A 13,920-nucleotide genomic window follows, 5' to 3' on the forward strand; every position below is an offset into this window, starting at 1 on the left:
GATTGCTGGGCCGGGGCGGGATGGGCGAGGTCTACGAGGCCGAGGACACCCGTAAGCGCCGGGTGGTGGCGCTGAAGTTGATCTCGCCGGAGTTCTCCGGTGACCCGGTGTTTCGTGCCCGGATGCAGCGTGAGGCCGACGCCGCGGGACGGCTGACCGAGCCGCATGTGGTGCCCATCCATGACTACGGCGAGATCGACGGCAAGCTGTTCCTGGAGATGCGGCTGGTCGACGGCACCGACCTGGCCACGCTGTTGAAGCGGTCCGGGCCGTTGAGCCCGGCACGCGCGGTGGCCATCGTGCGCCAGATCGCCGCCGCGCTGGACGCCGCCCACACCACCGGTGTGACGCATCGCGATGTCAAACCGGAGAACATCCTGATCACCGACCACGACTTCGCCTATCTCGTGGACTTCGGCATCGCCCGCGCGGCCACCGATCCGGGGCTGACCCGGGCCGGGATCGCGATGGGTACCTACAGCTATATGGCTCCGGAGCGATTCACCGGCGACGAGGTCACCTATCGCGCCGACATCTATTCGCTGGCCTGTGTGCTCAACGAATGCTTGACCGGGTCACCTCCGTATCCGACCGACAGCATCGAACGGGCCGTCGGCGCGCATCTGACCCAGCCCGCCCCGCAGCCCAGCCGGTTGCGACCCGGAAGGGTTCCGCAGGCATTCGACGAGGTGATCGCCAAAGGCATGGCCAAGGATCCCGGAGAGCGCTACCGCAGCGCCGGCGAACTGGCCGCCGCCGCCCATCAAGCGCTGAGCGCACCCGAGCAGGATCAGGCCACCACGATTTTGCGGCGGCTGGACGAGGACGCGCCCGCGGGGGTCGGACCGGGCGGCGCACCGGGGCATCCCGCGCCCGGCTCCGTCGGCGTCCCGCTGGGTCCGGCGCAGCCGTCGCCTCGCGCCGAGACGATGGCTGCGCCGGTGCCACCGGGCGCGGGCACCGGCAGCTGGCGGGACCGGCCCGCACCCGCGCCGCCCGCGGGTCCGGCCGGGCCGCCCGGGTTCGGCCAGCCACCGCGCGCGCCGGCGCCCGACTTGGCGCCGGGCGCGCCGCGGCACCATTCCAAGCGCAAGCTGTGGATCCTGGTAGGCGCTGCAGCACTGCTCGTCGTCGCCGCCCTCGGGTATGTGGTAGCCCGGCCGTCGCGCCCCTCGACTCCGGCGTCCGGGCAGACGGTACTGCCGTTCAAGGGCATCGACTTCCGGCTCTCGCCGGGCGGGGTGGCGGTGGACACCGCGGGCAACGTCTACGTCACCAGCGAGGGCATGTACGGCCGGGTGGTGAAGTTGGCCAACGGGTCGAGCACCGCGACGGTGCTGCCGTTCAACGGGCTTTACCAACCTCAGGGGCTGGCGGTTGACGGCGCCGGTGCCATCTACGTCACCGATTTCAACAACCGAGTGGTGATGCTGCCCGCCGGCTCCAACAGCCAGACGGTGCTGCCGTTCGACGGCCTTGATTACCCCGAAGGGGTCGCTGTCGATGCGCAGGGCAGTGTGTATGTCGCCGACCGCGGCAACAGCAGGGTGGTGAAGCTGGTGGCCGGCGCCAAGACCCAGACCGTGCTGCCGTTCGACGGCCTGAAGAATCCCGATGGTGTGGCGGTGGACGGCGCCGGCAACATCTACGTCGCCGACACCGACAACAACCGGGTGGTCAAGCTGGACGCCGGGTCCAACAACCAGACCGTGCTGCCGTTCCACGAACTCTCCGTGCCGTGGGGTATCGCCGTGGACACCGTCGGCAACGTCTATGTCACCGAGCACAACAAGAACGATGTGGTGAAGCTGGCGGCTGGGTCGAACACCGCGACCGTGCTCCCGTTCACGGGGCTCAACACCCCGTTGGCGGTGGCGGTCGACGGCTCGGGGAATGTGTACGTCGCCGACCGCGGCAACGACCGGGCGGTCAAGCTGACGCTCTGATGCCGCTATTGCGCGCCGGCCGGCTCTTCCAGGCACACGATGCCGCTGCGGTCCACCTCGTGCACCCGGCCCGTGGACAGGTCGAAGAACATTCCGACGATTCGTACCGCGCCGGACGCCAATGCCGGGGCCAGGATCGGGTTTCGGGCAAGCCTTTCCACCTGCACGGCCACGTTGACGATGGCGAGTTGGTCAGCTTCGGTGAAGCCGTTGGACACCGCGCTCAACCGCGCGGGATGGTTGTCGCGGAATGCGGCCAGGCTCTCGAGTGCATATTGCAGCCAGTGACCCATGGGACCCAGGGGACTGCTCCGCTCCAGCAATACCTGCAGCGCGTGGCATGACGAATGTCCGCACACCGCAACTGAACTCACATCGAGTTCGTTGATCGCGAAGTCGAGGGCGGCGTCCACCGAGTGCTCGGCGGGATCGGTCGGTACCAGGTTGCCGACGTTGCGGATGATGTAGAGGTCACCGGGCCGGCTGGCGGTGATGACGTCCGGCAGGATCCGGGAGTCGGCGCAGGTGAGAAACAACGTGTCCGGGTTCGGCGGATCCGTCAGCGCCCGCACCTGGTGGTGCAGTGCCCTGGCGCCGTTGCGGTGGTACTCCTCGACGCCGCGCAGGATGGAAGCGCGCTCGGGATGCTTGTCGCGCCGCGACGGCCACGCCACATCCCGCAGCGACCTGGTCCCGAAGTGACGTTTCGGCGGACTGCTGTGCGCGCTGATCATATTCGCGGGCGACGTCTCGATGATGGCGACCAATCCGCCGGTCGCCTCGTGTGCGGTTTTCCAGTCCGAAATCGCCTCGGACACCGCGTGATCGATGTAGTCCGCGTTCAGGTGCAGCGTCACGTCGGCTCCCCGCGGCAGCGTCGAGAGCACATGGGTCAGCCGCGGCAGCAGCAAGAAGCTCAGCGTGCCGTCCATATCGACCCGCCAGTGCTTGGCCTCTTCCCCCACCGGCTTGGCCTCGATGGGCGCGCGCACCACTCGGACCAGCAGGAACACGATCGCCACCGCAAGCCCGATAGCCACACCCTCGAGCAGGTTGAGGAATACCACACACACGATGGTGATGGTGTAGATCACGAAATTGCCGGTGCGCAAGGCCAATCGGATGTGAGCCAACTTGACCAGCTGGGCGCCGATCACGATCAGCAAACCGGCCAGCGCCGCCTTGGGAATGAGTTCCACCAGGTCGGTGAACAGGGACGCGAACAGGAGGATCCATACCCCGTGCAAAATCGCCGACATCCGGGTCCGGGCACCGGCGGCCACATTGGCCGAACTGCGGACGATAACCCCGGTGACGGGCAGGCCGCCGAGTAGTCCGGACACCATATTCGCGCTGCCCTGACCGATCATTTCGCGGTTGAAGTTGGTGCGGGGCCCTCGGTGCAGTTTGTCGACACCGACCGCGCACAGCAGCGATTCGACGCTGGCGATCAGGGCGATGGTGAGGATACCGACGGCGATAGCGCCGATCTCCTGGGTCCACGGGCGGCCGTCGGGGGACATCTCGGGGATGTTCGGCAAGCTGATCGCCTCGAAAAAGTCGCCGGACAAGGTAACTCGCTCGACGTCTAGTCCAGTGGCCTGTGCGAGCGCGGTCGCCGCCACGATGGCCACCAGGGCGCCCGGGACCATCCGCACTGTGGAAGGAAGCTTCGACCACAACAGCAAGATGGCGATGACGGTGCCGCCGACGATCACCTCGTGCAGTTCATGATGCAGGATGCCGTTGGGCAGTGCCACGATGTTCTGCCACGCCGAACTCCGGGACGACCCACCCACCAGCACGTGAATCTGCTGCAACGCGATGGTGATGCCGATGCCCGCCAGCATGGCGTGCACCACCACCGGAGCAATGGCAAGCGCGGCGCGGGCCATTCGGCTCACGCCGAACGCGATCTGCAGCGCACCTGCGCCAATGGTCATCAGGCACAACATCGGCCAGCCGACCTGGTCGATCAGCCCGGCGACCACCACGGTCAGACCCGCAGCCGGCCCGCTCACCTGAACCGACGACCCGCCGATGGCCCCGGCGACAATGCCGCCCACCACCGCCGCGATCAGCCCGGCGACCAGCGGAGCGCCCGAGGCGATCGCGATCCCCAGCGACAGCGGCAACGCGACCAGAAAGACGACGAGCGAAGCCGGAAGGTCGTGCCGCAGGTTAACCAAGATCGACCGTGAGCGAGTTTCGGTACGTAAGGCGGAGTCCTTGATAGCGGCGCTCATATCGTGGCTCCTCGAAGCGATCAAAAGGTCGGCGGCGGCAGAACCGCTTTCCCCGTCCCGACGCCCCTGCTGCCCACCGGCTTGGAAGCGAGAGTTCATATTGGGTAAATAGCGAATATGTGAGGTGACGGAATACGACCCTGTAATCCTCTACGCCGGTCAGTAGGAGGTCAGCGCGGGGTAGGTCAATTCATCGGTAACTCAAAGAAAGCGATGGGCCGTGACACCGGACCTTAGGGTTCGGTCAGAAGCATGTCGTTGTGCTCGCCGATGGCCGGCGGGGGATCGGCAACCACCGCGCTGAAGCTCGAATAGCGCGCCGGAGTTCGGATCACGGTGACGGCGTAGTCCCCGTGGCCGACTTCGACGGCGAGCTGGTTCTCGGCGAACAACGGGGTGTCGACGACCTGTTTCCACGTGTAGGGAAGGCAGGCCATCAGACCGCCCTCGTGCAGCAGCTCAACCCATTCGGCGGCGGTCTTGGCGGCCAGTGCCGACTGAAGCTCGTCGGTCAACTCGTGGTAGTGGATCGCCCGCGCGCGCTGGTCGATGAACCGCTCGTCGTCCAGGAGATCGGGCCGGCCGATGAGGTGGCACAGCTTGTGCCAGTGCTTGGGCACATACGCGCTGATCAACAGGTATCCATCGGCGGCGCGGAACGCGTCGGACGGCTGGGTGGCAAAACCGACCCCTTTGCGCCGCTTGCCTTGTGGCGCGGAATCGGTCCTCGGCCGGTCACCGCTGGTCTTGTTCAGGTGCATGGTCAGCTGGTTGGCCTGCAAACCCACCGCGACGTCGTACATGGCCACCCGGACGGTGTCGGCCACCCCGTGGCGCTCGCGGTTGAGCAGCGCGGCCAACACCGCCTGGGCCAGCACGTGGCCGCTGGCGTTGTCGACCAGTTGGAACGGGATGATCTGCGGTTTGCCGTCCGGTGTGGGCATCCCGGTGGTCATCCCGGCCTCGGCGGCGACCATCAGGTCGACACCGGGCCGGTTGCCGTGCGGGCCGTTGCCGCCGAACGCCGACAGGCGCGCATAGATCAGTTTCGGATTACGGGCTCGCAAGTCCTCTGGCCCCAGGCCCATCCGTTCCATGACGCCCGGGCGAAAGCCTTCCAGCACCACGTCGGCGGTGTCGGCGAGGCGCAGTATCTGCTGCCTGGCCGCGCCGGTGGTCAGGTCCGCCGTCACCGACTTCTTGCCCCGGTTGTTGGGCAGAAAATACGTGGGCAGCGGCGGACGTCCGGGAAGGACCGCGGTGATGTGGCGAGCCGCCTCACCGCCGGGCGCCTCGATCTTGATCACCTCGGCGCCCAGATCGGCCAGTACCTGTCCGGCCAGCGGACCGGCGACGTTCTGGGTGAAATCGAGTACCCGAAACCCGTCGAGTGGCTTGGCGGGTCTGTCGTTCTGCATCGGCGAACCCTTCCCTTATTCCCTAACGTGTGGCCGCCTGCCGGCGCAGCACCGCAGTGCAGTAGTAATTCTCGGCGAAGGGAATGCCCTCAACGGCAGCGCCGGCAGGGCCGGCAGGGCCGGCTGGGCCGGCAGGGGCAGCGGGGCCGGCTGGGGCGGCGTGGCGCGGGCACGTCCGGCCGCCACCATGGTCGCCGTGGCACCCACGCTGGAAGCCAGGTCCCAGGTGTCGTTCTCGGTGCGTCCCATCTGCGATCTCCTCGACGGCCGCAGGCTATTGCAGTCAGCGTAATCGCCATCGCTTCGGTCACAGTGGGCCGGTCGAACCGGCGTCGGGCCGGCCTTGCCTTTAACATCGTCGGGATGGACACCGGGATCTCGCATACCGACCACTACCACGGGGTCACGCCCGCAACGCCGGCGGTCGAGCGGGACCCCGAATGGCAGCACAACGCCGTGTGGGCGCGCCGGCTGGCGTGGGTCAGCCTGGCCGTATTGCTCATCGAGGGCGGCATCGGGCTGTGGCAGGGCCTGGCGGTGCGATCCGTGGCATTGACCGGGTGGGCTCTCGCCGGCGGGTCCGAGGGCCTGGCCAGTGCGATGGTGCTGTGGCGCTTCACCGGCGACCGCACCCTGTCGCCGACCGCCGAGCGGCGGGCGCAACGCGGAGTCGCGGTGTCGTTCTGGCTGACCGCCCCCTACATCGCCGCCGAATCCCTGCACCACCTGGCCGGCCGCCAGCATGCCGAAACCTCGGTGCTGGGCATCGCGCTGACGGCCATCGCGCTGGTGCTGATGCCGATTCTCGGCTGGGCCAACCACAAGCTGGGCGCCCGCTTGAAATCGGGGGCCACCGAGGGCGAAGGCACCCAGAACTACCTGTGCGCCGCGCAGGCGGCCGGGGTTCTGCTGGGACTGGCGATCACGGCCGGCTGGCCGGGCGGCTGGTGGGTTGACCCCGTCATCGGGCTCGCCATCTCCGGTGTTGCGGTCTGGCAGGGCGTCCGGTCCTGGCGCGGCCACGACTGTGGCTGCTGACCGTCGGTCCGAACGCCGAAATTGCCGCCAGGGTTGTGGTAAAAGCGGCTCTTCCACAGCCCCAGCGGCAATCTCGACGTAGCCGGTCTCAATCCAGGCGGTAGCGGATCAACCGAGAACTGTTGGCCACCACCGCAACCGAGGATGCGTTGTGCAGGATCGCGGCCAGCACCGGGGACAGCGCGCCGCCCGCCCCGATCAGCAGTCCGGCGGCATTGACGGCGATGGACATGCCATAGTTCTGCCGGACCACCTCCACCGCCCGCCCACCCAGGTCGCGCACATCGAGCAGCCGCTGCAGATCGTCGTTGGCCAGTGCCACATCCGCAGTCTCGACCGCGACGTCGGTTCCGGCCAGGCCCATGGCAATCCCGATGTCGGCGGCGGCCAGCGCCGGGGCGTCGTTGACGCCGTCGCCGACCATCCCGACGACGTAACCGTCGTCCTGCAGCTCGCGCACCACCTCGAGCTTGTCCTCCGGCATCACCTCGGCGCGCCACTCGTCGATGCCCAACTCCTCGGCGACCACCTTGGCGATGTCCGGGTGGTCCCCGGTGAGCATGACGATGCGGCGAACGCCGTTGTCCCGCAGCTGCTTCAGCACCTCGGCCGCCTCGGACCGCACCTCGTCGCGCAGGCTGATCAGCCCCACCAGGGTGCCGTCCACGGCCAGCAGCAGCGGGGTCTCCGCCTGGCGCCGTAGCGTATCGACCCATTCCGAGGCCTTCTTGGAGACCTTGACGTTCTCCGAACGCAACAGCGACGGGCTGCCCAGCAACAAGGTCCGCCCGTCGGCCCAGGTGCGCATGCCCAGGCCGACCAGCACCTCGCACTCCTCGTGCGGCGGGATGCTGATCCGGCGTTCCTCGGTCGAGCGGATCACCGCCTCGGCCAGCGGGTGCCGCGAATGGATCTCCGAGCTGGCGGCATAGGCCAGCACCTGCTCGGGCTCCCAATCTTTGTGCATGGCAATGATATTGGTGACCACCGGCCGCCCCACGGTCAGCGTTCCGGTCTTGTCGAACACGATCGCTTCGACCCGGCCGGCTTGCTCGAGGTGCGAGCCGCCCTTGATCAGGATGCCGCGGCGCGCCCCGTTGCCGATCGCCGCGCTGATCGCCGTCGGGGTGGACAAACCCACCGCGCAGGGGCAGGCGATCAACAGCATGGTCATCGCCCGCCGGACATCCGCGGTGATCAACAAGGTGATCGCCGAGACGATGAACGAGGCGGGCACGAACCGGCGGGAGAAGTTCTCGCCGATCGTCTGGATCGGGGCCCGATCCTGTTGTGCCTCTTCGACTCTGGTGATGATGCGGCCGATCGTGGTTTGGTTGCCCACCGCCTGGGCGCGCACCACCAGGCGTCCGCGCACCACCACCGAACCCGCGTGCACGTGTGTCCCGACGACGACGCTGACCGGCAGGTTCTCCCCGGTGATCGCCGACTGGTTGACGATGGCCTCACCGTCGACCACCTCGCCGTCGACGGGGATGGCGACATGGTCGTGCACGACGACGTCGTCGCCGATCTGCACGGTGTCGATGGGCACCTGGACTTCGGCGCCGTCCGGCAACCGAATCCAGGCCGTGTCCTGGTTGCCGCGCAGCAACTCCGAAATCGCCCGCCGGGTCCGCCGCAAGGTCAGATCCTGCAGGTATTCACCGATGTTGAGCAGCCACAGCACGGTCAGGGCGACGACGTTCTCCCGCAGGATCAAGCTGGCGACGGTGGCCGCCGAGACCAGCGCGTCGGTGCCCGCCTTGCCCGAGCGCAGCGACCGCAGCGCACCGCGCAGGAACGGGTAGCCGGTGAAGATGGTGACGCCGGTGGCGACCATCCGGCCGCTGGGGCCCAGCAGCGGCGGCCGCTTGAACACATAGCGGCGCACCCCGAGCAGGGCCAGCGCCGCGCCGCCGATGACCATGCGCAGCACGTCGGCGTTGCGGATCTCCGACGAATGCGGCGCCCGCGCCGGAATGAACTCAGCCGCGACGTGCTGCGCGTCGCTGATCGCCTGCAACACCGCCGAGTGGTCGCAACGTCGCGGCGAGTACCACACGACGACCGACCCGGTGCGCGGGTAGGCGTGCACCACCCGCACCCCGTTCTGCTTGGCGACGGCCTCTTCGACCGCTACCGCCCGCCGGGAGTTGCCGCGGACCCAGCCCACGTGGACGCGCATGCGTCCGGCGGCGTCGGATACCACTGCATGAGGCATCGCTTGAGTGATTGCCAGGGTCATGTCGAACGTCGGTCAGTGGTCGTGGTCGTGGTCGTGAGCAACGGCGGGCGTGGGCGCCTCCTCGCCGATGCGCTCCCGGGCCTCGGCCATCACATCGGAAAGCTTGAGCCTGGCCGACTCCGCGGCCTCCTCGGCCTTACGAGTGCCACGCAGGCCCAGCTCCGCGGCCGACACGGCGGTCTGGTGCAACGGGGCCTTGGCCGCCACCTTCTTCAACACCTCGTAGGCGGTGACCCCGGCCAAACCAGTGATCACCGTAGTTGCTGCCTTCGCGAAGATCGCCTGCACTGCCATTGCTTGAACCTCTCTTTTGGTCTTGTCGTCACCCTGTGGGCTAGATTGCGGTGCCGAAATTAACATAGAAATATGGCAATATCAATATGTATTGCCCGCCGGTATGTCGAGTCGGCGATCGCCGGCGTCAGCCGCCGAGATCTTCGCTCGCGGCGCAGCAAGTCGGCATCTGTCGGTAACCGGTACCAGTCCGCGTTCCCTCCGGCATAGTTGGGATCGGTAGCAATCACGATGCACTCAAATGGCTTCAGGCAGGCGCGTCATCGGGTCGCGCCGGGCGCAAAGGACATCATGAATGGACTGCGGGCAGTTGCGGCCACGGTGGCCGCCAGTTTTGCCGTGGCGGTATTCGCATCGGGCACTGCCCAGGCGGACGGCCCCAGCTACCAGGGTGGGAACTGCCCGCCGGGACTGACCTGTACGCACTGGTTCCCCGGTGACCCTCCGCCCCCGGGTAGTCAGGTGCTCAGCTGGGACTGGAATGTTCCCCACGACTGGTACTGGAATTCCGAAGGCATTGTCGACGTGACGACCAAGACGATGTACCCGTGGCGGGGCGGCCCGCACCCGACGCCTTAGCCCTGCTTTCGCCGGGTGCATCATCCTGCAGTCCGCCCGGTTAGTCGAGGCAGATCGTGTCGGCTTCAGCCCGCCATGCCACCGGTTGGTGGGTGGTTACAGGACGCGGGTGACCTTTTCCACCTCAATCCGGCGTTGCAGCACCCCGGCGTCGGGATTGGCCACCTGTACCAACGAGGCGCCGACAACGAAAACCGCGAGCAAGCCGTCCACCAGCTCATCGGGTGTGGCCCAAGACGCGCTGGAAAGCACCCGATCGGCTGCCGTCAAACCTCTCGCCGCTGCTGAGTCACGGCAGTCGGCCAGGACCTGGGTCACCGATCGGCCGGCCAGCGCCGGCCCGGGGTGGCGCTCGGCAATGATCTGGTCGCCGTGCACCCGCACCGCCGTGGCGTAGTCGGTGACCCCGATCGGCAGGTCGGGTGCCGGCCGGCCGAAGGGATCCAGCGACAGCACCGCCACCTCGCCGCCGGAAACCGCGGCGTCGGCCTCGTCGAGCCGCTGCGCGGTGCACAGAGCCAGATCGGCCGGGCCGTCGAGCACTACCTCGGCGCCGATCCACCACACCCCCAACAGCGCGGCCGCCGTCTGCCAGTGGGCCGGCAGGAACACCGCAACCCGGCTGGCCGGCCCGGCCGCCAGCTCGTCGCGCAGCAGGTTCCCGGTCTTGGCGGCCCAATTCGCCAGGGTCACCGCAGACAGCTCGATGCGCTCGCCCGCGGCCCGAACAGCGTCGTCGTAGTAGGTAATGCGGGGGCCGACCGGGTCGGCCCGCAGCATCGGATCGAGGATCGCCCCGGACAGTGTGGTCAGTTGATGCACTCCGGATTGCCGGAACCCGCGGTCAGGATCGGCGACGGCGGGGGAGCGGTGTCCGAGGCGCCGGCATTCCCAGCGCTCGACGCGCGGGCGGGCGTCATGGCACCGGTCCCGTTGCCGCCGAGGCCCGAGCCCGGCCCGGTGTAGTCGTTGGCCAGCACCACCCGGACCGTTCCCGGCGGTACGGACGAGTCGGCGACGACGGGCAGCCCGCCCAGTTCCTTGGCGACCTGCTGCGCGCCCAGGTCGTCGGTCTTGGCGGCCCGCACCTGACTGCCCTTCACGTGGCCGCCGTCGTTGTTGCCCACCGATCCGGTGCCGAATCCCTTGGTGCTCAAGACTTCTGAGACCGCCGCCGCCAATCCGTTGATGTCGGTGTCGTTGGCCACGTCGGCGGTGGTCTTGGCTGGTGTGTAGGCCAGTTGCTCGGTCTTGCCCTCGTCCTGCTCGTGCAGCAGTCCGCCGACCCAGTCGGCAACCTGGTGCGGGTCCACCCGGACCACGCTCTGCATGCCGTCGTCGCTCCAGCCGGCGCCGTCGAGCACCGGGATGGTGGCAAAGGCGACGTTGCCGCCGGAAAGGCTCTGCATCTGCTTGACGAAATCCATGATGTCCCAGCCCGACGACAGCACCACCGAGCGCTGCACGGCCGCCTCCAGCCGCTTGAGTGTGGCGGGGCTGGACAGCGTCTTGCCGGAGATGACCCGGTGGGCCAGCGAGGCCATCACCGCCTGCTGGCGTACCACCCGGTCCAGGTCGCCGCGTGGCAGCTCGTGGCGCTGGCGGACGAAGCTGAGCGCTTGCGGACCGTTGAGCTTCTGCCGGCCGGCCGGGAAGTCGGCGCCCGAAAGCGGTTCGTAGACAGGATCTTTAAGGCACACGTCGACGCCGCCGAGCGCGTCGGCGATCAACGCGAAACCGAGCAGGCCGATCTCGGCGTAGTGGTCGACCGTGACGCCGGTGAGTTCGGCCACCGTCTTGATCAGGGCCTCGCGACCCGCTTCGGTGCCCGCCGCGGCGGCCTCGGCCGCGGAAGCGCCCGCTTGGACCAGTCCGGCCCGCTTGGCCTCCCGGGTCTGGCCGTAGACACCGTTGATCTTGGTCTTGCCCAGGCCGGGGGCCTGGACGTAGGAGTCGCGCGGGATGGATATCGCGGTGGCCGACTTCCCGTTGTTGGGGATGCGGATCAGGATGATCGTGTCGGTGTTGGTGGCTTCCTCGTCGCCGGCCCGCAACGTCGCCAATTCCTCGGCGGACAACGGGTTGCCGTGGGCATCGGTGCGGCTGTCCAGGCCGACCAGCAGAATGTCGATCGCCCCGTCGTCGCCGCCATGGCCCAGCGAGGGTGCGGACATGTGGAAGATGCCGTCTTCGAACGACCGGACGTTGGTCCATGCCAATCCGGTGCCGAGGACGACCGCGACGGCCAATGCGGTGCAGACCGCACGAACCACACGTTGCACAGGCATCACTGTAGGCTACTTGTGCCACAGCTACTTTCTGGGTAGCGCGGGCCGGCGTGCCAGACTCGAACGCATGTCGGGCAGGATCGTGATCACCGGTGCGGGCGGGCAGCTGGGCCGCGTTGTGGCTGCGCAGGCGGCTCGCGGGGACCGCGAGGTGCTGGCCCGGACGTCGTCGCAGTGGGATATCACCGACCCGCGCGCGGCCGAGGTGATCATCCGAACCGGCGACATCGTGCTCAATTGCGCCGCCTACACCGACGTCGACGCCGCCGAAAGCGACGAGGCCCGCGCCTACGCCGTCAACGCCACCGGCCCGGAAGACCTCGCGCGTGCCTGCGCGCGTGTCGGTGCCCGGCTGATCCACGTCTCGACCGACTACGTGTTCAACGGCGACTTCGGCGGCGCGCCTCCACATCCCTACGAGCCCGGCGACGCAACCGCGCCCCAGAGTGTGTATGCCCGCAGCAAGCTCGCCGGCGAACAGGCGGTGCTGGCGGCGTTGCCCGAGGCCGTCGTGGTGCGCACCGCCTGGGTCTACACCGGCGGCGACGGCGCGGATTTCGTGGCCGTCATGCGCCGGCTGGCCGCCGGTGACGGCCCGATCGACGTGGTCAGCGACCAGACCGGATCACCGACCTATGTGGCCGACCTGTCCGCGGCGTTGCTCGAGGTGGCCGGCTCCGGCGTGCGCGGGCGGGTGCTGCATGCCGCCAACGCGGGTGCCGTCTCCCGGTTCGCCCAAGCTCGTGCGGTGTTCGAAGAATGCGGCGCCGATCCCCGCCGGGTACGGCCGGTCAGCAGTGCCCAGTTCCCGCGGCCCGCGCCGCGGCCCAGCTACTCGGCCCTGGGTGGCCGGGCCTGGGCAACGGCCGGATTAACCCCGCTGCGGCCCTGGCGCAGCGCGCTGGCCGCGGCCCTGGCGGCAGCTCGCGGCGCAGTCCCGGGACATCCCACGCAGCGACCGTTACCCTCTACGCGTGACTGACGTCTTACCGGTCGTCGCGGTGACCTATTCGCCGGGCCCTCACCTGGAGCGGTTCCTGGCGTCGTTGTCGCTGGCCACCGAGCGTCCGGTCAGTGTGTTGCTGGCCGACAACGGCTCCACCGACGGAACACCGCAGGCGGCGGTCGAGCGCTACCCCAACGTGCGGCTGCTGCCGACGGGCGCCAATCTCGGCTACGGAACCGCGGTGAACTTCACCGTTTCCCAGCTCGACCGGCTCGGTGAGGACTGGCTGGACGACTGGGTGATCGTGGCCAACCCGGATGTGCAATGGGGGCCGGGCAGCATCGACGCCCTGCTGGGGGCCGCCGAGCGCTGGCCCCGCGCCGGTGCGCTGGGTCCGCTGATCCGCGATCCCGACGGGTCGGTGTACCCGTCGGCGCGTCACCTGCCCAGCCTGGTCCGCGGCGGCATGCACGCGGTGCTCGGGCCGGTGTGGCCGGGCAATCGGTGGACCAAGGCCTACCGCCAGGAGCACCTGGAGCCCAGTGAACGGGCTGTCGGCTGGCTGTCGGGTTCGTGTCTGTTGCTGCGGCGCGCGGCCTTCGCCCAGGTCGGCGGGTTCGACGAGCGATACTTCATGTACATGGAGGACGTCGACCTGGGCGATCGGCTCGGCAAGGCCGGCTGGCTCAGTGTGTATGTGCCCTCCGCCGAAGTCCTGCATCACAAGGGCCACTCGACCGGACGCGACCCGGCGACTCATCTGGCGGCGCACCACCAGAGCACATATATATTCCTGGCGGATCGGCATGGCGGCTGGTGGCGTGCGCCGCTGCGCTGGACGCTGCGGGGATCACTGGCGGTGCGTTCTCGTCTCATGGTGCGCAGCTCGCGCCGGAAACTAGCAGAAGGGCGGCACTGAG

The 13,920-nt window shown here is 68.4% G+C and carries 11 protein-coding genes and 1 pseudogene; 5 read left to right on the forward strand and 7 right to left on the reverse strand.

The features are described 5' to 3' along the window. The first annotated feature begins 20 nt into the window (after positions 1 to 20). Positions 21 to 1,946 (forward strand): serine/threonine-protein kinase PknD, encoded by a 1,926-nt coding sequence (locus tag EET10_RS06355; protein WP_425293763.1) that lies wholly within the window; start codon positions 21 to 23, stop codon positions 1,944 to 1,946. A gap of 5 nt (positions 1,947 to 1,951) precedes the next feature. Here the strand turns inward: EET10_RS06355 and EET10_RS06360 are convergent, their stop codons facing one another. The 3 genes and pseudogenes from EET10_RS06360 to EET10_RS30605 form a co-directional block, all read right to left on the reverse strand. Continuing rightward, the gene (locus EET10_RS06360; protein ID WP_099188099.1) at positions 1,952 to 4,192 is read right to left on the reverse strand and encodes a SulP family inorganic anion transporter; all 2,241 of its coding nucleotides are present in this window, start codon (positions 4,190 to 4,192) and stop codon (positions 1,952 to 1,954) included. A gap of 233 nt (positions 4,193 to 4,425) precedes the next feature. After that, positions 4,426 to 5,610 carry a CoA transferase gene (locus EET10_RS06365; protein WP_036398100.1) on the reverse strand — a complete coding sequence of 395 codons (1,185 nt, stop codon included), beginning with the start codon at positions 5,608 to 5,610 and terminating at the stop codon, positions 4,426 to 4,428. Between the two features lie 162 nt (positions 5,611 to 5,772). Then, a pseudogene (locus EET10_RS30605) lies at positions 5,773 to 5,859 on the reverse strand (hypothetical protein); the annotation flags it as partial. A 114-nt stretch (positions 5,860 to 5,973) separates the two neighbouring features. Between EET10_RS30605 and EET10_RS06375 the strand changes: the two are divergent. Continuing rightward, positions 5,974 to 6,648 carry a cation efflux transmembrane domain-containing protein gene (locus EET10_RS06375; protein ID WP_036398098.1) on the forward strand — a complete coding sequence of 225 codons (675 nt, stop codon included), beginning with the start codon at positions 5,974 to 5,976 and terminating at the stop codon, positions 6,646 to 6,648. A gap of 88 nt (positions 6,649 to 6,736) precedes the next feature. On the opposite strand, the gene ctpC is transcribed toward EET10_RS06375, so the two are convergent. Continuing rightward, positions 6,737 to 8,869, reverse strand: coding sequence for a manganese-exporting P-type ATPase CtpC (gene ctpC, locus EET10_RS06380; RefSeq protein WP_099188686.1), 2,133 nt, complete (start codon positions 8,867 to 8,869; stop codon positions 6,737 to 6,739). A 36-nt stretch (positions 8,870 to 8,905) separates the two neighbouring features. Further along, entirely contained in the window at positions 8,906 to 9,187 is a 282-nt protein-coding gene (locus EET10_RS06385; protein WP_063466838.1) for a DUF1490 family protein, read from the reverse strand. Between the two features lie 291 nt (positions 9,188 to 9,478). On the opposite strand from EET10_RS06385, the gene EET10_RS06390 reads away from it, so the two are divergent. Then, positions 9,479 to 9,766: a hypothetical protein gene (locus tag EET10_RS06390; RefSeq protein ID WP_244601872.1), complete on the forward strand. Its 288-nt coding sequence runs from the start codon at positions 9,479 to 9,481 to the stop codon at positions 9,764 to 9,766. Between the two features lie 96 nt (positions 9,767 to 9,862). On the opposite strand, the gene EET10_RS06395 is transcribed toward EET10_RS06390, so the two are convergent. Further along, a complete protein-coding gene (locus tag EET10_RS06395; RefSeq protein WP_211187907.1) occupies positions 9,863 to 10,588 on the reverse strand; it encodes a TIGR03089 family protein in 726 nt (241 codons plus the stop codon). Next, positions 10,576 to 12,054: an LCP family protein gene (locus EET10_RS06400; protein WP_036398095.1), complete on the reverse strand. Its 1,479-nt coding sequence runs from the start codon at positions 12,052 to 12,054 to the stop codon at positions 10,576 to 10,578. The genes EET10_RS06395 and EET10_RS06400 overlap by 13 nt, the downstream gene beginning before the upstream one ends. Before the next feature lie 67 nt (positions 12,055 to 12,121). Between EET10_RS06400 and rfbD the strand changes: the two genes are divergently transcribed. Together rfbD and EET10_RS06410 are read left to right on the forward strand one after the other, a co-directional pair. After that, the gene (gene rfbD / locus EET10_RS06405; RefSeq protein WP_063466831.1) at positions 12,122 to 13,036 is read left to right on the forward strand and encodes a dTDP-4-dehydrorhamnose reductase; all 915 of its coding nucleotides are present in this window, start codon (positions 12,122 to 12,124) and stop codon (positions 13,034 to 13,036) included. Further along, positions 13,029 to 13,919, forward strand: a complete 891-nt coding sequence (locus EET10_RS06410; RefSeq protein ID WP_036398091.1) for a glycosyltransferase family 2 protein — start codon at positions 13,029 to 13,031, stop codon at positions 13,917 to 13,919. The genes rfbD and EET10_RS06410 overlap by 8 nt, the downstream gene beginning before the upstream one ends. The last annotated feature ends 1 nt before the right edge of the window (position 13,920 follow it).

It is taken from the genome of Mycobacterium pseudokansasii (genome assembly GCF_900566075.1).
Lineage (GTDB): Bacteria > Actinomycetota > Actinomycetes > Mycobacteriales > Mycobacteriaceae > Mycobacterium > Mycobacterium pseudokansasii.